General features: G+C 59.4%; 20 protein-coding genes. 8 read left to right on the forward strand and 12 right to left on the reverse strand.

What is annotated here, in order from left to right:
• Positions 1-45: 45 nt before the first annotated feature.
• From chrA to H1S06_RS09390, 4 genes are all read right to left on the reverse strand, one after another.
• On the reverse strand, positions 46-1,236 hold the full coding sequence (gene chrA, locus H1S06_RS09375) for a chromate efflux transporter (RefSeq protein WP_181739504.1): 1,191 nt from the start codon (positions 1,234-1,236) through the stop codon (positions 46-48).
• 96 nt (positions 1,237-1,332) lie between these two features.
• On the reverse strand, positions 1,333-1,932 hold the full coding sequence (gene wrbA / locus H1S06_RS09380) for an NAD(P)H:quinone oxidoreductase (protein WP_181739506.1): 600 nt from the start codon (positions 1,930-1,932) through the stop codon (positions 1,333-1,335).
• Complete coding sequence (locus H1S06_RS09385; protein ID WP_181739508.1) at positions 1,929-2,921, reverse strand: glutathione S-transferase family protein; 993 nt, start codon at positions 2,919-2,921, stop codon at positions 1,929-1,931. The genes wrbA (H1S06_RS09380) and H1S06_RS09385 overlap by 4 nt, the downstream gene beginning before the upstream one ends.
• A gap of 45 nt (positions 2,922-2,966) precedes the next feature.
• The gene (locus H1S06_RS09390; RefSeq protein WP_181739510.1) at positions 2,967-3,413 is read right to left on the reverse strand and encodes a DoxX family protein; all 447 of its coding nucleotides are present in this window, start codon (positions 3,411-3,413) and stop codon (positions 2,967-2,969) included.
• A 206-nt stretch (positions 3,414-3,619) separates the two neighbouring features.
• Here H1S06_RS09390 and H1S06_RS09395 point away from each other — a divergent pair, with 206 nt between their 5' ends.
• From H1S06_RS09395 to H1S06_RS09405, 3 genes are all read left to right on the forward strand, one after another.
• Positions 3,620-4,570 carry an HsdM family class I SAM-dependent methyltransferase gene (locus tag H1S06_RS09395; protein WP_328515328.1) on the forward strand — a complete coding sequence of 317 codons (951 nt, stop codon included), beginning with the start codon at positions 3,620-3,622 and terminating at the stop codon, positions 4,568-4,570.
• 160 nt (positions 4,571-4,730) lie between these two features.
• Positions 4,731-6,668, forward strand: a complete 1,938-nt coding sequence (locus H1S06_RS09400; protein ID WP_181739512.1) for a DNA topoisomerase III — start codon at positions 4,731-4,733, stop codon at positions 6,666-6,668.
• Between the two features lie 123 nt (positions 6,669-6,791).
• On the forward strand, positions 6,792-8,225 hold the full coding sequence (locus H1S06_RS09405) for an aldehyde dehydrogenase family protein (protein WP_181739514.1): 1,434 nt from the start codon (positions 6,792-6,794) through the stop codon (positions 8,223-8,225).
• Positions 8,226-8,292: 67 nt separating this feature from the next.
• Here H1S06_RS09405 and H1S06_RS09410 read toward each other — a convergent pair whose 3' ends face one another.
• The 5 genes from H1S06_RS09410 to arsC all read right to left on the reverse strand — a co-directional run bounded on the left by H1S06_RS09410 (position 8,293) and on the right by arsC (position 12,333).
• On the reverse strand, positions 8,293-9,213 hold the full coding sequence (locus tag H1S06_RS09410; RefSeq protein WP_181739516.1) for a LysR family transcriptional regulator: 921 nt from the start codon (positions 9,211-9,213) through the stop codon (positions 8,293-8,295).
• A 120-nt stretch (positions 9,214-9,333) separates the two neighbouring features.
• Positions 9,334-10,992: a SufS family cysteine desulfurase gene (locus tag H1S06_RS09415; protein ID WP_181739518.1), complete on the reverse strand. Its 1,659-nt coding sequence runs from the start codon at positions 10,990-10,992 to the stop codon at positions 9,334-9,336.
• Complete coding sequence (locus H1S06_RS09420; protein WP_255482984.1) at positions 10,989-11,378, reverse strand: DUF2069 domain-containing protein; 390 nt, start codon at positions 11,376-11,378, stop codon at positions 10,989-10,991. The genes H1S06_RS09415 and H1S06_RS09420 overlap by 4 nt, the downstream gene beginning before the upstream one ends.
• Entirely contained in the window at positions 11,378-11,986 is a 609-nt protein-coding gene (gene wrbA, locus H1S06_RS09425; protein ID WP_181739522.1) for an NAD(P)H:quinone oxidoreductase, read from the reverse strand. Before wrbA (H1S06_RS09425) ends, H1S06_RS09420 begins: the two co-directional genes overlap by 1 nt.
• Positions 11,983-12,333 carry an arsenate reductase (glutaredoxin) gene (gene arsC / locus H1S06_RS09430; RefSeq protein ID WP_181739524.1) on the reverse strand — a complete coding sequence of 117 codons (351 nt, stop codon included), beginning with the start codon at positions 12,331-12,333 and terminating at the stop codon, positions 11,983-11,985. The genes wrbA (H1S06_RS09425) and arsC overlap by 4 nt, the downstream gene beginning before the upstream one ends.
• Before the next feature lie 82 nt (positions 12,334-12,415).
• On the opposite strand from arsC, the gene H1S06_RS09435 reads away from it, so the two are divergent.
• Both H1S06_RS09435 and H1S06_RS09440 read left to right on the forward strand, forming a co-directional pair.
• On the forward strand, positions 12,416-13,657 hold the full coding sequence (locus H1S06_RS09435) for a YihY family inner membrane protein (protein WP_181739526.1): 1,242 nt from the start codon (positions 12,416-12,418) through the stop codon (positions 13,655-13,657).
• A 2-nt stretch (positions 13,658-13,659) separates the two neighbouring features.
• Positions 13,660-13,938, forward strand: coding sequence for an acylphosphatase (locus H1S06_RS09440; RefSeq protein ID WP_181739528.1), 279 nt, complete (start codon positions 13,660-13,662; stop codon positions 13,936-13,938).
• On the opposite strand, the gene H1S06_RS09445 is transcribed toward H1S06_RS09440, so the two are convergent.
• Positions 13,928-14,806: a LysR family transcriptional regulator gene (locus tag H1S06_RS09445; protein WP_181739530.1), complete on the reverse strand. Its 879-nt coding sequence runs from the start codon at positions 14,804-14,806 to the stop codon at positions 13,928-13,930. The genes H1S06_RS09440 and H1S06_RS09445 overlap by 11 nt on opposite strands.
• A 103-nt stretch (positions 14,807-14,909) precedes the next feature.
• Between H1S06_RS09445 and trpB the strand changes: the two genes are divergently transcribed.
• A complete protein-coding gene (gene trpB, locus H1S06_RS09450; protein WP_181739532.1) occupies positions 14,910-16,124 on the forward strand; it encodes a tryptophan synthase subunit beta in 1,215 nt (404 codons plus the stop codon).
• Positions 16,125-16,134: 10 nt separating this feature from the next.
• Positions 16,135-16,962, forward strand: a complete 828-nt coding sequence (gene trpA / locus H1S06_RS09455) for a tryptophan synthase subunit alpha (protein WP_181739534.1) — start codon at positions 16,135-16,137, stop codon at positions 16,960-16,962.
• A 70-nt stretch (positions 16,963-17,032) separates the two neighbouring features.
• Here the strand turns inward: trpA and H1S06_RS09460 are convergent, their stop codons facing one another.
• Positions 17,033-17,674, reverse strand: coding sequence for a glutathione S-transferase family protein (locus H1S06_RS09460; protein ID WP_181739535.1), 642 nt, complete (start codon positions 17,672-17,674; stop codon positions 17,033-17,035).
• A gap of 114 nt (positions 17,675-17,788) precedes the next feature.
• Between H1S06_RS09460 and H1S06_RS09465 the strand changes: the two genes are divergently transcribed.
• Positions 17,789-18,388: a TetR/AcrR family transcriptional regulator gene (locus H1S06_RS09465; RefSeq protein ID WP_181739537.1), complete on the forward strand. Its 600-nt coding sequence runs from the start codon at positions 17,789-17,791 to the stop codon at positions 18,386-18,388.
• Between the two features lie 4 nt (positions 18,389-18,392).
• Here H1S06_RS09465 and dmeF read toward each other — a convergent pair whose 3' ends face one another.
• Positions 18,393-19,367 (reverse strand): CDF family Co(II)/Ni(II) efflux transporter DmeF, encoded by a 975-nt coding sequence (gene dmeF, locus H1S06_RS09470; protein WP_181739539.1) that lies wholly within the window; start codon positions 19,365-19,367, stop codon positions 18,393-18,395.
• Between the last annotated feature and the right edge of the window lie 87 nt (positions 19,368-19,454).

A 19,454-nucleotide genomic window follows, 5' to 3' on the forward strand; every position in this document is an offset into this window, starting at 1 on the left:
TGACGGTATGCGCTGACAGCACATTGATCCCTGACGAGACAGGGTTCAGAAGGCGATGAAACCGCCCAGCGCGAACAGCGGCACCAGCAGCCATACCGGACATTTCCAGACCTGCAGCGCGGCAACCGCGATCAGTACCAGTGCAAAGTCGGTGGGCGAGCTGACGCTGCCGGTCCAGATCGGATTGTAGAGCGCGGCCAGCAGCAGGCCGACGACGGCGGCGTTAACTGCGGTCAGTGCGGCGCGTATGGATCGGTTACGGCGCAGCTGATCCCAGAACGGTAACACCCCGGCTACCAGCAGAAATGAGGGCGTGAAAATGGCGATCAGGGCGATCAGTCCACCCTGCCAGCCCGGCCACTGCTGCATGCTGCTGCCCAAGTAGGCGGCAAAGGTGAAAAGAGGGCCCGGAACCGCTTGTGCGGCACCATAACCGGCCATGAATGCATCGTTGCTGACATGGCCTGGCAACACCGTTTCAGCCTGCAGCAGGGGCAAGACGACATGCCCGCCGCCAAATACCAGTGAGCCTGCGCGGTAAAACAGATCAAACAGATGCAGCCCAGGCCATGACTGTGTGCTGGCAAGTATGGGCAGCAGAAACAGCAGTGTAAAAAACAGTCCCAGCAGCAGGATGCCGGGCCGACGCGAGACCTGAACCGGAAGGTGTGCCGTGTCGGGAAGTACATGGTTTTTGAACAGGAACAGCCCCGAGATGCCCGCCAGCAGCAGGACCAGCGGTTGCAGCCAGACAGCGGGGAGCAGCAGCAGGCTGCAGGCGGATACCAGCATGAGCGTGATTTCCTTTTTGCCGCGGCACAGAGTTTGCCCCATCCCCCAGACAGCCTGAATCACGACTGCAACGGCAATGAGCTTCAGTCCGTGTATGACACCGGCGGGCAGGCCTGTGCCGGGAGCCATAACGCCATAGGCGACGACAATCAGTAACAGTGCGGAGGGCAGGGTAAAGCCGCACCAGGCGGCCAGAGCCCCCCTGAAGCCGCCACGGGATAGCCCCAGTGCCAGCCCCACCTGGCTGCTGGCAGGGCCCGGTAGAAATTGACAGAGCGCGACCAGATCAGCATAGCTTTGTTCGCTGAGCCAGCGACGGCGCTGAACGAACTCTTCACGGAAATAGCCCAGGTGGGCAACAGGGCCACCAAAGCTGGTTAAACCCAAGCGCAGAAAAATCAGCAGGATTGTGAAAAAGGAGTCGTGAGTTTTTTCGCTCGACATGGCAGGTCGCATAACGGTAAAACCGTTAGTTTAGCGATGCAATGATTGCAGTTTTGTGAATATGCGCGAGCCGATACCTTATCGGCTCGCAGTCGTTCAGGCGCTCAGTTTGGCGGCGATGCGGGCGACATGTGCTCCCTGATAGTGTGCCATGGCGAATTCCTGTTGGCTGGGGCTGCGTGAACCGTCGCTGCCGGCAACCGTTGAAGCCCCCAGCGGTGATCCGCCGTGTACAGCGCTGATGTCGGTCATTTCCGGCAACGCATAGGGCATGCCGACAACCACCATGCCGTGATGAAACAGCGTGGTATGGAATGACTGAATGGTGGTTTCGTTACCGCCGCCGGTGCCGGTGCTGATAAACACGCTGCCAACCTTGCCGATCAAAGCTCCCTGTGCCCAAAGGCCGCCGGTCTGATCAAGGAAGTTGCGCATCTGGCTGGCCATGTTGCCGAAGCGCGTCGGCGTCCCGAAAATGATGGCATCGTATTCCGCCAGCTCCTTGGGGTCGGCCAGAGGTGCAGACTGGTCCATTTTGACACCGGCGTTGCGGGCGACATCATCCGGCATCAATTCCGGTACGCGCTTGATGACGACTTCGCTGCCCTCGACAGACATGGCACCTTCTGCAATCGCATTGGCCAGGGTTTCAACGTGACCGTAAGAGGAGTAGTAGAGAACGAGGATCTTGCTCATGAATGATTTCCTTGCATGTAGACGCGTTGGTGGGGTTGCTTAAAGTCCAGTACCGGCCCGGCAGGCACCACGGCTGTCGGGTTAATACTGTGGTGACTGCGATAATAATGGTCTTTGATGTGGTTCAGATTAACGGTGGCGCTGATGCCTGGCCACTGATACAGCTCGCGCACATAGGCCCAGAGATTGGGGTAGTCCACGAGTCGCTTCAGGTTGCATTTGAAATGACCGTAATAGACGGCATCGAAGCGTACAAGAGTGGTAAACAGACGCCAGTCGGCCTCGGTGATTTGCTCTCCCAGAAGATAACGCTGCTGACTCAGGCGCAGTTCCAGTGCATCCAAAGTTTCGAACAGCGGATAAACCGCCTGCTCGTAGGCCTGCTGCGAGGTGGCAAATCCTGCCTTGTACACGCCGTTGTTGATGCGGTCGTAGACGCTGTTATTCAGGGCATCGATCTCGCTGCGCAGGTTGGCAGGGTAGTAGTCGCCGGGCTTGGCCCCCACATCATCGAAGGCCGAGTTCAGCATGCGGATGATCTCGGCGGACTCGTTACTGACGATGGTCTGTCGATGCTTGTCCCAGAGTACCGGTACGGTGACGCGGCCCGAGTAGTCGGGATCGGCCTTTTGATAAAGCTGGTACAGGTAGTCGAGGCCGTACAACTCATCGCCGGTTGCACCCGGCTCTGGCGCGAAGGTCCAGCCGTGGTCGCCCATGTAGCTGTTGACCACGGACACCGAGATCATCGACTCCAGTCCCTTGAGCACACGCAAGATCAACACCCGATGCGCCCAGGGGCAGGCCAGGGATACATAGAGATGGTAACGCCCGGCCTCGGCCTTGAAGCCGCCTTCGCCACTGGGGCCGGGCTGGCCGTCGGCGGTGATCCAATGGCGGAACTGTGACTGGGTGCGCACGAAGCGACCCTGGGTGGATTCAGTGTCATACCACTGGTCAACCCAGTGGCCATCAATCAGCAAGCCCATGGTGCTTTCCTCCACTTGATTGGTTCAGGCTGGGGCGGCCAGGATTCAGGTTTGGCGCCGGCTCAAGACACGGTCGGCAGAGAGGGCACCGCCACCGCTGATTAGCAGGGAAACGGAGATCGCCAGCAGAGCCAGGCCGAACTCGTAGCCGTTGTTGCTCATGAACAGGCCGTTGCCGATATGGACGGCGAAGATGGCGACCAGCATGGCAAAGGCCAGCGCGGCGGCCGCCGGACGAACCAGCAGACCGATCAGGATCGCCAGACCGCCGAAGAATTCGGCACTGCCGGCCAGCAACGCCATCAGGTAGCCGGGCTCCAGCCCGATGGAGGCCATCCACTGTCCGGTGCCTTCAAGGCCGTAGCCGCCAAAAGCGCCGAACAGTTTCTGGCCGCCGTGGGCCATGAAAATGATGCCTGCGGGTATACGCAGGGCCAGAGGCGCAAGACTGTTTGAGGTTACCAGCAGGCGAGTAATCAGAGAGGCGTTCATCGTGTTTCTCCGGGTGTTCGTTAGGATGAGTTCACTATAGTCAGCCTGAAATTGATAAAACATCGTGCCTGGTTGGGTTTATTGATCAGTTTTTTAAATGTGTTTTGCCGGATCTCACATCTCCCGTCCTGCACTTAAAGTAATGAAAATCGTGCTATTCTGCAGGCTTTATGGTGCGTACAGGCTAAAGCTCAAAGGATATGACAGTGGTAAACCAGACCCCGGAGCAGAAATCCCGTGATGTGATCGATACCCAGCTTGAAAACGCGGGTTGGGTGGTGCAGGACAAAACCCGAATCGATTTTTCGGCGTCACTGGGTGTGGCGGTGCGTGAATATCAAACCGATGTTGGTCCTGCTGACTATGTGCTCTTCGTCGGCAAGCAGGCTGTGGGGGTGATCGAAGCCAAGCCGGAAGACTGGGGCGAGAAAATTACCACGGTCGAGGAGCAGTCTTTTGGCAAGAAAAGCTCCATGAGCTTTACCAACGAAGAGGGTGAGCAGGAAAAGGATGAGCTGACCTACAACCGTCAGGACTTCTGGGATACGACGTCCAACAAGCAGCTCAACTTTGTGCAGCATATTCGCAGTATGCTGAAAACCACCGGCAAGGCCGCGATTGTAGTGCCGGACAACGTCCTGTTTGAAGGCGGTGCCGGTGAAACTGTTCGCAACAAACTGCTGGAAACCACGAATCTGCACACCATCCTGCGTTTGCCGACGGGCATTTTCTACGCCCAGGGGGTAAAGGCGAATGTACTCTTCTTCGACAACAAGCCGGCCAGCCCCGAGCCCTGGACCCAGTCAGTCTGGTTCTATGATTATCGGACCAATATTCACCATACGCTGAAGAAAAAGCCGATGCGCTTTGAAGATTTGCAGGCGTTTATCGATTGCTACAATCCGAAGAACCCGGCCGAGCGCACGGCAACCTGGCACCCTGAAAGCAACCCGGAGGGGCGCTGGCGTCAATACAGTTACGAAGAGTTGATTGCCCGTGATAAAGCCAGCCTGGATATTTTCTGGCTGAAAGACCAAAGCCTGACCGACCTGGATAACCTGCCGGAACCGGATGAGTTGGCCGAAGAAATTATCGAAAACCTGGAGGCCGGGTTGCGCAGCTTCCGGGAAGTGCTGGCCGGTCTGGCGACAAAGTAGCCTTGTCATTGCGGCTGACGGATACTGAGCCGCAACTTGAAGATTGGCATAAGGATCAACCGGGGCAATACCCAAGACTGTTTATTTATCCAGTCTTTTGTCGACTTATTGAGGTTGATCTCTTACCCTATCGGCTTTCACTGTCCAGCATTCGAGATCCATGAAGCTCTACATCGCCGAAAAACCCAGTCTTGCCCGTGCCATCGCCGCCGTTCTGCCCGGCCCTCAGAAAAAGGAGGAGGGGATGATCCGCTGCGGCGGTGATCAGGTGGTGAGCTGGTGTATCGGTCATCTGCTGGAACAGGCCGAGCCGGATGCCTATGACCCGGCGTACAAGCAGTGGCGACTGGAACATCTGCCGATAGTGCCCCAGGAGTGGCAGCTGAAACCGCGCAGCGGCGTGAGCAAGCAGCTGTCGGTGTTGCGCAAGCTGGTCAAGTCGGCCGATCAGATCATCCACGCCGGTGACCCGGACCGCGAAGGCCAGTTGCTGGTGGACGAGGTGATCGATTTCCTCAAGGTGCCTCAGACCAAGCGCGCCCAGGTGCAGCGCTGCCTGATTTCGGACCTCAACCCGGATGCGGTGCGTCGTGCCATCGCTCGTTTGAAGCCCAACAGGGAGTTTGTCCCCTTGTCGGTCTCGGCGCTGGCGCGTTCACGTGCCGATTGGCTGTTCGGCATCAACATGACGCGTGCCTTGACCGTAAAAGGGCGGGGTGCCGGCTACGATGGCGTACTGTCGGTGGGGCGAGTGCAGACGCCGATACTGGGGCTGGTGGTGCAGCGTGATGCCGAGATTGATGTTTTTGTGCCCAAGCCCTATTACGAGGTGGATGCACACCTGCTGACGGCGCGCGGCGAGCGTTTTACCGCCCGCTGGCAACCCAGCGAAGCCTGTGCCCGCTTTCAGGATGAAGAGGGACGGGTGTTGTCGAAGCCGCTGGCCGAGAACGTGGTGCAGCGCATCACGGGCCAGCCGGGCGTGGTCACCAAGGACGAACGCAAGACCGGCCAGCAGGCGGTGCCCCTGCCCTATAACCTGTCGGCGCTGCAGATCGACTGCGCCAAGCGCTTCGGCCTCAATGCCCAGCAGGTGCTGGACGCCGCCCAGTCACTGTATGAGAAGCACCAGCTGATCACCTATCCGCGTTCCGACTGCCGCTATCTGCCCGCCGAGCACTTTGCCGAGGCGGCGAAAGTCTCTCAGGCGATCGCCCGTACCCAGCCGGAGCTGGCAACGGCGGTGCAGAATGCCGATCTGAGCCTCAAATCCAAGGCTTGGAACGACAAGAAAGTGGAAGCCCACCACGCGATCATCCCCACTAGCAAGGCGGCCTCGCCGGAGCGGCTCAGTCGGGCCGAACTGCAGGTCTACAGCCAGATCGCACGTCAGTACCTGATGCAGTTCTACCCGCCCTGTCGCTATGCCGACCGTCGTGTGGAAGTGGAAATCGCCGGTGGTCAGTTCCTGGCCAAGGTGCGCCAGATCACCGAGCCGGGCTGGAAGGCGCTGATGGGCAAGGAGGCGCAGGAGGAGGACGAAGGCCAGTTGCCACCGCTCAAGGTGGGTGAGCAATTGCACTGTGAGCGGGGCGAGCTGCTGGAAAAAATGACCCAGCCGCCGAAGGCGTTCAATGACGCCAGCCTGCTGTCGGCCATGACCGGTATTGCCCGCTTTGTGCAGGATGCGGAACTGCGCAAGGTGCTGCGTGAAACCGATGGCCTGGGTACCGAGGCGACGCGGGCGGGCATCATCGAGCTGTTGTTCAAGCGCGGCTTTTTGCAGCGACAGGGCAAGCAGATCCACGCCACGGATGCGGGCAAGGCGCTGATCGCGGCACTGCCGGAGGAGTTGAGCCGACCGGACATGACCGCGCACTGGGAGTCCCAGCTCGATGCGATTAGCCGCAAGACGTTCAACTATCAGGGCTTCATGCATCCGCTGCAGGAGGCGCTGCCGCAGCTGATCGGGCAGATTCGGCCCGAAGCGCTCAGCGGCATCAAGGCGCCGGCACGGGGAAGCAGGGGCAAAAAAGGTGGTTATGGGCGCAAGAAAGCGGCCAGTACCGGGCGGCGCAAGACAGCCAAAAGCAGTTGAATCCTGTCCGCTGGTTCGTGACCTTGTTGCCGGGAATCGGTACTCTTGGCTGTTAACAGGTTAAGTATCTGCACTGCGACAACCAAACTGACAACAAGAGTTATAACAACAGAGGCCCAGAGCATGCTGGAAAAACGCGAATTCTATATTAACGGCCAGTGGGTCGCACCGCTGCAGCCACGAGACTGTGAAGTGATCGATCCGTCCACCGAGTCGGTTTGCGCGGTGATCTCTCTGGGCAGTCAGGCCGATACCGATGCGGCAGTGTCGTCTGCCCGTCAGGCGTTCGACAGCTGGAGCCAAACCGGCAAGGAAGAACGCCTGGCATTGCTGGAAAAGCTTTATACCCTGTACAAATCGCGTTCTGCCGAGATGGCTGAGGCGATCTCGCTGGAGATGGGCGCGCCCATCGCGCTGGCGCAGACTGCTCAGTGGGGGACGGGCGCCAACCACCTGAAAAACTTCATGCGCGTGCTGCGCAACTATGAGTTTGAGCAGCCGCTGGGCGAGCATGCGCCGGGCAATCAGATCCTGCGTGAGCCGATCGGCGTCTGTGGCTTGATCACGCCGTGGAACTGGCCGATGAATCAGGTCACGCTGAAGGTCGTTGCCGCGTTGGCCGCCGGCTGCACCATGGTGCTCAAGCCGTCCGAGATTGCGCCGTTGTCGGCGATGCTGTTTGCCGAGATGATCGATGAAGCCGGTTTCCCGGCGGGCGTATTCAACCTGGTCAACGGTGATGGCCCGGGTGTGGGCACTCAGCTGTCCGGCCACCCGGAGGTGGACATGATCTCCTTCACCGGCTCCACGCGCGCCGGTATCGCCATCTCCAAGAATGCCGCTGACACTGTGAAGCGGGTCAGCCTGGAACTGGGCGGCAAGGGGGCCAACATCGTCTTCGCCGATGCGGACGAGAAGGCGGTGGTACGCGGTGTGCGTCACTGCTTCATGAACTCCGGCCAGTCCTGTAATGCGCCGACGCGCATGCTGGTGGAGCGTTCAATCTACGAGCAGGCAGTACAGACCGCGATCGAAGTGGCGGCGAAAACCGAGGTCAATCAGGCGTCACTGGAAGGCAAGCATATTGGTCCTGTGGTCTCGGCTGCCCAGTTCGACAAGATCCAGGGGCTGATTCAGCAGGGTATTGACGAGGGCGCGCGTCTGGTTGCTGGTGGTCTCGGCAAGCCGGACGGCATGAGCGAAGGCTACTTCGTCCGCCCGACCGTGTTCGCCGATGTCACCAACGAGATGAGCATCGCCCGTGAGGAAATCTTTGGTCCGGTGCTGTCGATCATACCCTTCGATACCGAAGAGGAGGCGCTGCGGATTGCCAATGACAGCCCCTATGGACTGACCCACTACGTGCAGACTCAGGATGCTGACAAGGCTCGGCGGGTGGCGCGAAAACTGCGTTCCGGCATGGTCCAAATGAATGGCGAGATGCTGGGTGGCGGAGCGCCTTTCGGGGGTTACAAGCAGTCCGGTAACGGTCGTGAGGGCGGCCCCTGGGGGTTGGAAGAGTTCCTGGAAGTGAAGGTTGTTACTGGCTGGGAGTGATCCCACGCACGATATGAACACCGCTTCCGGACTGGGTTCGGAAGCGGTTTCGTGGGTGCCGATAGCCTTAGTGGTGTCCTGCCAGGTGAACCAGACGGCTCTGCACCCAGGGATGGTCACGCAGGCGTTCGGTCATATGGTCCAGGAAAGCGCGCACACGCGGGTTCAGGTTGCGGCGGCTGGCATACAGGGCGTTGATCTCCAGCGGTTCCAGGTTGTAGTCGCTCAAGACGCGGACAATCGTGCCATTTTCAATCAGGTCGCTGCAGAACACTTCCGGCAGACGGCCGATGCCATGCCCCTGTAATACCATCTCGCGGACGAAGCTCAGGCTGTTGGTGCGCAGGCGTCCACCCATTGTCACTGGTTCATGATTGTTCCAGTTGATGAAACGCAGATGGTCGAATGGCTTGAGCAGCGTAATGCACTGATGGCGGGCCAGATCGTCCGGTGTGTGTGGCATGCCGTTCTTTTCAATGTACTCTGGTGTCGCGAACAGGCCGCGGCGCAATCCCGCTATATGGCGGGCGATCAGGCTGGAGTTGGGCAGGGGGCCCAGGCGCAGGGTCAGGTCGACCCCTTCTTCGATCAGATCGACGGTGCGGGTACTCAGCTCCACATCCACTTCAATGCGGGGGTAAGCTTCCATGAAGCTCGAAATGACGTCGTTCATCATGAAAACGCCAATCTCGGTGGGCATGGTCAGGCGCAGGCGGCCCCGCAGTTCGGTTTTGGAAGCGCTGATATCGTCTTGTACCGCTTCCAGGTCGTCCACCAGTGGCTGGGCTCGGGAAAACAGTTCCTCGCCCTCGGGGGTCAGCTTGAGTTTTCGGGTGGTGCGCTGAATCAGGCGGATACCCAGGGTGTCTTCCAGCTGGGCAATACGGCGGCTGATGGTGGACTTCTGTACATTAAGGCTTTCGGCTGCGGCGGTGAAACTACCGGTTTCAACCACGCGTATAAATAGACTCAGATCGTTAAGATTCATCTAGTACTCCAGAACGTAATCGGCAGCGCCGGGGCTGGGCAGGCCGTTGAAAGCTATCGACAGGGCCGAGAGGCGTCGTGCCATCTGTCGGCCATCTCGGTTGTGCCTTTCAACACTCTGTTAATGATCCAGTTTGTGTGCAAATGCCTGCAGGCTACGGATAATTGACCGTAGTCCGTTGCCCCGAGACGGGCTCAGGTGTCGCTGAATATCGAGTTGACTCAGTTTTCCTTCGAGGTCGGTGGACAGCAGCTGCTCGGGCGTCAGGCCATTGACCTGACTCAGCAGCAAACCCAGCAGGGCACGTAGAATACGTGCATCGGCATCGGCGCGACAGTTCAGGAGTCCATTGGCATCCAGCTCGGTGATGAGCCATACCCGGGATTCACAGCCAGGCAGCAGGTAGCAGTCCTGCTTGAGGGCCGGGGGCAAGGGCGGAGTTGCCTGCCCCAAGCGCATCAGGGCTTGGTAGCGACTGGTCCAGTCTGTTGCAGAGTATACGCCTTTTATCGCGTTTTGGTAGTTGCTTTGTTCCAAATCTGCAACGGGAAGCGTGGTTTTCTGGCTCTGGACCAGCTGTTCCAGAGCCAGTGCCAGATGCTCGGCTTCCTGATGCGTATTGTAGAAGGCAAAAGACGCACGCAGCGTGCCGGGCAGGCCAAGTGATTGCATCAGCGGCATGGCGCAGTGATGCCCGGCCCGGACCGCAATCCCTTGCTGGTCCAGCCAATGAGCCACATCCTGTTGATGATGCCCTTCCAGCTCGAACGACACCAGGCTGACACGCCGGGCACCGGACGGAATCGGGCGAAAGCCGGGGATCTGGCTGCAACAGTCGAGCGCATGATCCAGCAGTGACTGCTCATGGGCATCCATCGCGACACGATCCTGGGCGTTCAGGTAGTGAATGGCGGCGGACAGACCGATTGCGCCCGCGATATTGGGAGTGCCGGCTTCAAATTTGAAGGGCAGTCCGGCATAGGTGGTGGCGTCAAAACTGACGTGTTCGATCATCTCGCCGCCTCCTTGCCAGGGCGGCATGGATTCGAGCAGTTCACGGCGTCCCCAAAGCGCACCAATACCGGTGGGGCCAAACACCTTATGACCGGAAAACGCGTAGAAGTCGCAGCCCAGCGTGTTCAGGTCGATGTCGAAATGAGGCAGGGCCTGAGCCCCATCAACCAGAACCGTCGCGCCGGCGGCCTTTGCCTCGCGACACAGGTCAGTGATGGGGTAAATGGTGCCCAGCGCGTTGGACACCTGACCCAGAGCCACCAGTACCGGCCGTTGCTCCAGCAGGCGGTGATAGGCTTCGTGGTCGATATCCCCATCGGCTTGCAGCGGGATCGCTTCAATTCGGACTTCACGGCTGGCGGCCAGCATCTGCCAAGGCACGATATTGGCGTGGTGAGCGCTTTGCATCAGCAGAATAAGGTCGCCCTTGCGGAGATGTTGTGCGCCCCAGCTGTGGGCTACCAGGTTGATGGCTTCGGTGGTGCCTCGGGTCCAGATCAGAGTTGCGCTGTCTTCAATGCCCAGCCAGTGGGCCACAGTACTGCGAGCCTGCTCAAACGCTGCTGTGGCTTGTGCCGAGAGTGCATGACTGCCGCGATGAACGTTGGCGTTGCCGGTTTTGTAAAACCGGCTGACAGTATCGATCACGGTGCGTGGTTTTTGTGTGGTGGCGGCGTTGTCCAGGTAGACCAGCGGCTGCCCGTGAGCGCGTACGGACAGCAGCGGGAAGTCGCGTCGCCAGCGTTTCGGGTCGGCAGGGGTCACGCGGTATTACCAGAGGCAAGCGCTCGGTCCAGCTGGCTGCGCCAGCGTGTGTACAGCATTGCCGATGTGAACAGCGTGATCAGCAGGGCACAGTCTGCCAGACCCAGCCAGCGTGTCGGCGGGGGAATCAGGGCGGCAATGACGGCTTCGAGAAAATAGAGCAGCAAGACAAAACAGAGCCAGGCGTGTCCGCGAGGGCTGCCCTTGATAATGACGGGAGCAAAGGCCAGCAGTGGCACCAGATGGACCAGCCAGATGACCCAAGGGTGATCACCCTGTGCCGGCACCAGCCAGAGATACCAGAGGCTGAACAGCAGCAACAGGCCGAAATAGCTCAGCAGGACCAGTGCGCGACTGATACGGGTTTTGGTTGCCAGTGATTGCATCAAGCAGGTTCCTTATGCAGCAGGTTCAGGGCCAGTTGGCCCAGGCGCTTGCCCTGTTGTTGGGCGAGTGAGGCTTCCAGCGCATCCAGAGAAGCATCGCCGTTGCTGCCGCTGACATGGGTGGCGCCATAGGGAGTGCCGCCACGAGTGGTCTCCAGCAGTTCGCTGGCGCTGTAGGGCAGGCCTGCCAGCACCATGCCATGGTGCAGCAATGGCAGCATCATGCTTAGCAGCGTGCTTTCCTGGCCGCCATGCAGGCTTGAGCTGGAGCTGAACACACAGGCGGGTTTGTCGATCAGGGCACCGGACAGCCACAGGCTGCTGGTGGAGTCGATGAAGTACTTCATCGGTGCCGCCATATTGCCGAAACGGGTCGGGCTGCCCAGAGCCAGACCGGCACATTGGGCCAAATCCGCTTCGGTGCAGTAAACGGCACCGGACTCGGGTACGGCGGGCTCGGTCGCTTCACACTGGGCTGAAACGGACGGGACGGTACGCAGGCGCGCTTCCACGCCGGCCTCTTCCACGCCACGTGCGATCTGGCGTGCCAGCTCTCGGGTGGCGCCGTTGCGGCTGTAGTAAAGGACCAGAACGTAAGGCTGACTCACGCGATGATCTCCAAAACGGACTCCGGTGGGCGACCGATGCGGGCGGTTTCGCCATTGATCACGATGGGCCGCTCGATCAGCCTGGGATATTCGGTCATGGCCTGGATAATGGCATCATCGTCCAGGTCCGGATTGTCCAGACCGGCTTCCTTGTATTCGGCTTCTTTGGTGCGCAGCAGGTCGCGGGGCGCGATTGCCAGGGCTGCCAGTACAGACTTGAGTTCGTTGGCGCTGGGAACATCCTTGAGATATTCACGGATCTCGGGTTCAATGCCGCGCTCCTGAAGCAGTTTCAGAGTTTCACGAGACTTCGAACAACGCGGGTTGTGATAGATGGTAATCGACATGACAGCTCCGTTTCAGGCTTTAAATAGGCTGATGAGCGCTCTATTGTATAGGGCAGAGCATTGATTAGTTAAGAGAGAGTGTATGCAGAAGGGAAGCTGGTCGGCGATTCTGGTGTTCATTCGAGCCCTGGCGCGACAGTATCAGAGCAATCAGGGCATTTTGAATGCATCGGCATTAACCTATACCACGTTGTTTGCCGTGGTGCCTTTGATGACGGTGTCCTATTCCATGCTGGCGGCGGTGCCCAACTTCAGAGGAGTCGGCGAGCAGGTTCAGGGGTGGATCTTTGAGAACTTTGTACCTGCAACCGGGATGGTGGTGCAGGAGTATCTCAGTACTTTTGCCAGCCAGGCGCAGAAACTGACGGTGATCGGTATCGTTTTTCTGGTGATCACCTCGATCATGATGATGAAAAACATCGAAGCGGCGTTCAATCGTATCTGGCGCGTGACGGAGCCTCGCAAGGGGTTATCCAGCTTCCTGCTGTACTGGGCAGTCTTGAGCCTGGGGCCGATCCTGATCGGCCTGGGCCTGCTGCTGACGTCTTACATCTCCAGTCTGCCTTTTATTACCAGTGCCACGGAAGTGGTGGGCAAGGCGCGGCTGTTGTCGTTGCTGCCTTTGCTGTTTTCGGCGTTGGCCTTCATGTTGCTGTATGCGGCAGTCCCCAACTGCCGGGTGCCACTGCGCAGTGCAGCCATCGGCGGGATTTTTGCGGCGGTGCTGTTTGAGCTGGCCAAGCGGGGATTTGCGCTTTTCGTGACGCAATTTCCGTCTTATGAGCTGATCTACGGTGCTTTTGCCGCCGTGCCGATGTTTTTGGTGTGGATCTTCATCAGCTGGACGATCACGCTGCTGGGGGCCGAGTTGAGTCGGCTGCTGACGGTCCATCACGTTAATACCTTCCGCACGAGCGAACCTCATCTGTACACGGTGCTGGCATTGCTGCAGCGGCTTTGGATTGCCCAGCAGGATGGCGAGCCGGTATCGGACCGGGTGTTGTTGCAGGAAGTGCCCGGACTGGATCAGGGGCGTTGGGACGACTATGTGCAGTTGTTGATTAGTGCTGGTCTGATTCGGCGCACGGAAGGCGGTCAGTACCTGCTCAGCCGTGATCTGAGCCGCTATACTTTGCTGCAGCTGCAGCGTGAGTTGCCCTGGCCGTTGCCAGATCCCTTGTCGGATCAGAGCGAGCCCTGGCAAAAGGAGCTGCACAGTCGCCTGCAGATGTTGCAGCGCCAGCGTGGCGTGGTACTTAATATCAGTTTGCAGGATCTCTACCGTCGAGGGCATATTCCGACTCTGGAGCAGGTGCAGGACTAACGATGGCAAAAATCTGTGTACATGCGTTGATCAGTGGGCGAGTTCAGGGCGTCTGGTTTCGTCATTTTACCCGCGAACAGGCCGAAGCCGGTGCGGTAACGGGCTGGGTCCGCAACTTGCCGGACGGGCGGGTCGAGGCGATGTTGTGCGGCGACGAAAAAGCGGTGCGGCACGTAGAGGCCTGGCTCAGTCGCGGGCCTGAACTGGCCAATGTAGCGGAGGTTGTGGCAACTGATCTTGATCATGACGCGGAGCTGACAGGCTTCGTGATCATGGATTGAGCATACGCTGCAGCCAATCGGCCAGTTGCCGGGCGCGGGGGTCCTGCACCCTGTCCGGCAGCCATAATGACAGCCGTGCATCCGTCTCGATAAACCCCCAGGGGGCGATCAGGCGTCCCGTTCTTAAATCCTCCTCCACGAGATAGGCCGGCGCAATGGCCACGCCCAGGCCAACCAGAGCCGCTTCCAGCATGTAATTCAGATGTTCAAATGACTGTGCAATGCTCAACTGCCGGGGATGAAGCTTTTGCTGGCGGCACCATTGCGGCCAGGCCTGAGGGCGTGACAGTGTTTCCAGCAGTGGCAGTCGGAGCAGAGTGGCCGGTGTACAGGGGAGCGTGTCGGGCAACAGGTCCGGGCGCAGCACCGGGCCGATGCGTTCAGGTGCCAGGCTGATCACCTGATGGTCATCGGGCCAGGGCGGAGTTGCAAAGCGCAGGGTTGCATCCACACCGGTACGGATGGGCTTGTCCTCGTCGGCAGCAGTCAGATGCAGCTCCAGACCGGGGCAGTCGTGTTTCAGCTGATCCAGTCGGGGAATAAACCAGCGCGCGAGAAAGCTGCCGGAACAGCCCAGCACAAAGGGGGCTCCTTTTGCTTCTCGGCGCAGCTGGTCGCAGGTCTGTTCCAGTTGCGAGAAAACCTGTTGAGTCGTCGCGGCCAGTCGCGCGCCTGCCGAGGTCAGTCGAACCCCTCTTCCTGCCCGCTCGAACAGCCGGGTTTCCAGCTGTTCCTCAAGCAGTCTGATCTGTCGGCTGACCGCACCATGCGTGACATGGAGCTGTTCGGCGGCGGCGGTCATGTTGAGCGTACGAGCCGTGGTGTCGAAGGCCCGCAAGGCATTCAGTGATGGCAGAACGGATGACATATGCTGTTACTTTTTCTCACGGTAAAGTGTGATTTTATCGATTTTTTCCAACCGCTGCATGCTCTAGACTGAATCCATCAAAACGAATAATGGAGCCGCACCCATGAGCACCCGAAATACCCTGCGACAGGGTCCCGATACCAGCGGATTCTTTGGCCGCTTTGGGGGCCGCTTTGTTGCCGAAACCCTGATGCCACTGATTCTGGATCTGCAGGCCGAGTATGAAAAGGCCAAGCAGGATCCCGAGTTTCATGCCGAGCTGGAAGTCCTGCGCAAGGATTTCGTGGGGCGTGAAACGCCGCTCTATCTGGCCGAACGCCTGACCGAAGCACTGGGCGGTGCCAAGATCTACCTCAAGCGTGAAGATCTGAATCACACCGGCGCACACAAGATCAATAACTGCCTGGGTCAGATTCTGCTGGCCAAGCGCATGGGCAAAAAGCGCATCATTGCCGAAACCGGCGCCGGTATGCACGGCGTGGCCACGGCCACCGTTGCGGCGCGCTTTGGCCTGGAGTGCGTGATCTACATGGGCAGTACGGACATTCATCGCCAGCAGCCCAACGTACAGCGCATGAAGCTGCTGGGTGCCGAGGTGATTCCGGTGACCAGTGGTACCGGTACCTTGAAGGATGCCATGAACGAAGCGCTGCGGGACTGGGTGACCAACGTGGACAACACCTTCTATATCATCGGCACTGTGGCGGGGCCGCACCCCTATCCGGCGCTGGTGCGCGACTTCCAGGCCGTGATCGGTGAAGAAACGCGCCGTCAGATCATGGCGAAGGAAGGACGTCTGCCGGATACGCTGGTGGCCTGTATCGGTGGCGGCTCCAACGCCATGGGGCTGTTCCACCCGTTCCTGGATGATGTCTCCGTGCATATGATCGGCGTTGAAGCGGGCGGTGAAGGCCTCGACAAGCGCCACGCGGCCAGCCTCAAGGGGGGGGAGCCGGGTGTGCTGCACGGCAACCGTACCTTCCTGCTGCAGTCCGAGGATGGCCAGATTCAGGATGCACATTCCATTTCCGCCGGTCTGGACTATCCGGGTATCGGCCCGGAACACGCCTGGTTGCACGATATCAAGCGTGTCGAGTATGTCGCTGTGACCGACCAGGAAGCTTTGGAGGGGTTCAAGGCACTGTGCAAATACGAAGGCATTATTCCGGCACTGGAATCGTCCCACGCGCTGGCGCATGTACTGAAACTGGCACCCACGCTGCCGAAGGATCACATCATTGTGGTCAACCTGAGTGGCCGTGGCGACAAGGACATGACCACCGTAACCGAACATCTGGCGCACGAACTGGCGGACTGAGGGGAACACAATGACTGCAAATACACATGCAAGCCGACTGGAACGCCGTTTTGCCGCGCTGAAAGAGGAGAGCCGTGCCGCACTGGTGACCTTCATCACGGCCGGGGACCCGGATTATGCCAACAGCCTGGATATCTTGCTGGGCCTGCCGGAAGCGGGTGCCGATGTGATCGAACTGGGCATGCCGTTCACCGACCCGATGGCGGACGGTCCGGCTATTCAGCTGGCCAACCAGCGTTCACTGGCGGCGGGTCAGGATATGCTGAAGACGCTGCAGATGGTGCGTATTCTGCGTGAACAGGATCAGGATACCCCGGTGATCCTGATGGGCTACTACAACCCGATCTACCGCTACGGCGTGAAGCGCTTTCTGGAAGAGGCGGCGGAAGAGGGCGTGGATGGTCTGATCGTGGTGGACCTGCCGCCGGAGCATGATGATGAATTGTGCATTCCGGCGCGTGAAGCGGGCATCCACTTCATTCGTCTGGCCACCCCGACGACCGATGCCAAGCGTCTGCCGGGTGTGCTGACCAATACCTCGGGCTTCCTGTATTACGTCTCCAGCACCGGCGTGACCGGTTCGGCAGCACCGACACCGGAAAAGGTCCAGACTGAAGTCGAAGCGATTCGGGCTCACACCGATATTCCGATCGGTGTCGGTTTCGGTATCCGCACCCCGGAGCAGGCAGCACGTATTGCCCATTTTGCCGACGGTGTCGTGGTCGGATCGGCCCTGATCGACTGTATCGCCAAGGCCGATACGCCGGAAGCGGGGACTCGGGCCGTGCTGGCGCTGACGCGTGACCTGTCGGCGGCAGTACGCAGCGCACGACAGTAAGCGGCTCAAGATGGCCTTCAATCCCGGATCTGCAGACAGGTGCTGCCGGTCCGGGATGTTTGCGTTTGACTCAAACCATATTCAGCACCTTCTGTCCCGAGGGGCGCTGACGCATCCGTTCCAGATACTCCTTCACTACACCGCTCCCAAGCAGCTCATTACCCAGCGGCAGCTTGTCGATATAGTCCAGAATCGGCGTCAGCAGTGCATCGGCCATGCTGTAGTGCCGTCCGCCGATGAACAGGTTGTCTGCCAGCAGTTTGCGCACCCGCATCAGTGCGAAGCGGGCGGCCGGCAGCTTTTTCTGTACCTGATCCAGACGAACCTGGCCGTCTGCACCCTTGGGAAATGCGAACTCCAGCACGATATCGCGCAGTAGCGCCTGGTCGATATAGAGTGCAATTTCGGCACTGCGCTCATCCACACGAGCGCGTTCAAGCGGGTCCGCAGGTTGCAGGGCAGGACCCTCAAAGCGCGCATCCAGGTAGCGGCAGATGGTGCTGGTTTCCAGCAGAATCTGGCCGTCATGCAGCAGCGCCGGTAGCTTGCCATAGGGATGAATGGCAAGGTGCTCAGGGCTCTTGGAGCTGATCTCCGTGCCGCTGGGAGCCATGCCACAGGTATAGGGGATGCCTTTTTCCTCGCAGCAGAGCATGACCGAGCGGGCAAAGCTGCTGAAGGTTGGCGCAAATATGTAGACGCTGTTTTCCATGGGGAGTTTCCTGTGTGTTGGGAATGGCAGCAGTCTGGTGTGAGGTCAAAATATGTTAAAGAACATATTTTTGTTCTGTGGCATGCTGTGCCGGAATCAAGCAGGAGGATTGGTATGCCCTGGCCCAGCACCCGTCGTGCCGAGAGTCGTGACCGTATATTGCTCAGTGCCGAGCGACTGTTCACCGCGTTCGGTTTTGAACGGATCAGTATCGATCAGGTGATGCAGGATGCAGGTATGACCCGAGGTGCCTTTTATGCCCACTTTCGCTCCAAGCAGGAACTGTATTCCGAAGCGATTCTCTCGGCCGCACGGCGCATGGGCGTGCAGCATCCGGCCGATGTCGAGGCGCTGATTCGGCGCTATCTGAGCCCCGAGCACCTTGGACGGGAGAAAGGAAGCTGTCCGCTGGCGTTTCTGGTATCGGATATTGGTCAGCGCGACCAGCCGATACGGGACAGCTACACGCAGGTATTCAGTGCATTGGTGGCCAAGGTTTCTGGCGCGCCTGATGCGGAGTTCAATGAAGCAGCGCTGAGAACAGTGGTGCTGATGGTGGGTGGTGTGGCGGTTGCGCGGGCGCTGAACGATCCGGTACTGGCGGAAGAGGTGTTGGCGGCCTGTCGTGCAGGTGCCTTGTCGGAGACGGCGTCGGTGCCGGTTCGGAATGGTGTCCCCGGCCGGGTTCCGAAGGACTCCGACCGAGGCGGATGAGGCGTCAGCCTGCTGCGCGGGTACAGTTGCGGCAGTAGTTGACCTCGATAATGGGGTGGTGCAGGTTTTCAATCGCGCACAAGCCGGCACGGTATTCTTCTGGCGTCGTATTGCCATGGGTCACCACGGCGGCAACCAGTGTCCATGCTCCCTGCCCGACCGACCAGACATGCAGGTCGACGATGGTGGTATCACCGTGCTTGCACAGTTGTTCGAGTGCTGCATGGCGGATCGTATCGGGGCCCTCCCGATCCAGCAGTACGCCGGAAGTCTGGCGCAGCAGTCCCCAGGACCAGCGCAGAATGATCAACGAAGCGACCAGTGCAATTACCGGATCCAGCCAGGTCCACCCCCACAGCCAGGCAGCGGCCAGGCCGACAATGGCGGCAACGGAGGTGAGGACATCGGCCATGATATGTACCAGAGCGGCACGCAGATTCGAGTCCTCGTGGTGTTCGTGTGCATGTTCGCTGTGGCTATGGCCGTGATGGTGCTCGTGTCGGCCGGATAGCAGCCAGACAGACAGCAGGTTTACTGCCAGGCCAATGATCGCCACGATCATCGCTTCCTGGGGCATCAGTTCGGTTGGCGTCAGTAGTCGATTAATCGACTCGTAAATCAGCCAGAGTGTCGAGACACCCAGCAGCAATGCACTGGTATAGGCGGCCAGGTCGGCAATCTTGCCGCTGCCCAGGCTCAGGCGGCGGTCGTGAGCGTGGCGGCGCGACAGGTAGTAGGCGAGTGCAGCCAGGCCTAATGCCATTGCGTGTCCCGCCATGTGAATACCGTCAGCCAGCAGCGCCATGGAGCCGGTGACAAGGCCGGCGATGACTTCTGCCAGCATGGTGACCAGTGTCAGCAGGGTGACCAGAGTGGCGCGCTGTTCGGCCTTGCGTTTGTGCCCCTGACCGAAGTCGTGCGGATGCTGAAGGCGATCAGCCGTCTGACATTCCAGGGAGGAGGGGGCCTGTTTGGACATAACAACTCCGAAAATCGATTACACAGGTGAAGCTCACGAGTGTATCAGGGATTCGGGTAAAGCGAGAGGCGGTGCGGGGCGGGTGAA

Origin of the sequence: Marinobacterium marinum (assembly GCF_013868415.1) — a bacterium.
GTDB lineage: Bacteria > Pseudomonadota > Gammaproteobacteria > Pseudomonadales > Balneatricaceae > Marinobacterium > Marinobacterium marinum.

Coding starts and splice junctions, on each gene's coding strand:
- chrA (WP_181739504.1), bottom strand. CDS start 1,236: ATGTCGAGCGAAAAAACTCACGACTCCTTTTTCACAATCCTGCTGATT.
- wrbA (WP_181739506.1), bottom strand. CDS start 1,932: ATGAGCAAGATCCTCGTTCTCTACTACTCCTCTTACGGTCACGTTGAA.
- H1S06_RS09385 (WP_181739508.1), bottom strand. CDS start 2,921: ATGGGCTTGCTGATTGATGGCCACTGGGTTGACCAGTGGTATGACACT.
- H1S06_RS09390 (WP_181739510.1), bottom strand. CDS start 3,413: ATGAACGCCTCTCTGATTACTCGCCTGCTGGTAACCTCAAACAGTCTT.
- H1S06_RS09400 (WP_181739512.1), top strand. CDS start 4,731: ATGAAGCTCTACATCGCCGAAAAACCCAGTCTTGCCCGTGCCATCGCC.
- H1S06_RS09405 (WP_181739514.1), top strand. CDS start 6,792: ATGCTGGAAAAACGCGAATTCTATATTAACGGCCAGTGGGTCGCACCG.
- H1S06_RS09410 (WP_181739516.1), bottom strand. CDS start 9,213: ATGAATCTTAACGATCTGAGTCTATTTATACGCGTGGTTGAAACCGGT.
- H1S06_RS09420 (WP_255482984.1), bottom strand. CDS start 11,378: ATGCAATCACTGGCAACCAAAACCCGTATCAGTCGCGCACTGGTCCTG.
- arsC (WP_181739524.1), bottom strand. CDS start 12,333: ATGTCGATTACCATCTATCACAACCCGCGTTGTTCGAAGTCTCGTGAA.
- H1S06_RS09435 (WP_181739526.1), top strand. CDS start 12,416: ATGCAGAAGGGAAGCTGGTCGGCGATTCTGGTGTTCATTCGAGCCCTG.
- H1S06_RS09440 (WP_181739528.1), top strand. CDS start 13,660: ATGGCAAAAATCTGTGTACATGCGTTGATCAGTGGGCGAGTTCAGGGC.
- H1S06_RS09445 (WP_181739530.1), bottom strand. CDS start 14,806: ATGTCATCCGTTCTGCCATCACTGAATGCCTTGCGGGCCTTCGACACC.
- trpB (WP_181739532.1), top strand. CDS start 14,910: ATGAGCACCCGAAATACCCTGCGACAGGGTCCCGATACCAGCGGATTC.
- trpA (WP_181739534.1), top strand. CDS start 16,135: ATGACTGCAAATACACATGCAAGCCGACTGGAACGCCGTTTTGCCGCG.
- H1S06_RS09460 (WP_181739535.1), bottom strand. CDS start 17,674: ATGGAAAACAGCGTCTACATATTTGCGCCAACCTTCAGCAGCTTTGCC.
- H1S06_RS09465 (WP_181739537.1), top strand. CDS start 17,789: ATGCCCTGGCCCAGCACCCGTCGTGCCGAGAGTCGTGACCGTATATTG.
- dmeF (WP_181739539.1), bottom strand. CDS start 19,367: ATGTCCAAACAGGCCCCCTCCTCCCTGGAATGTCAGACGGCTGATCGC.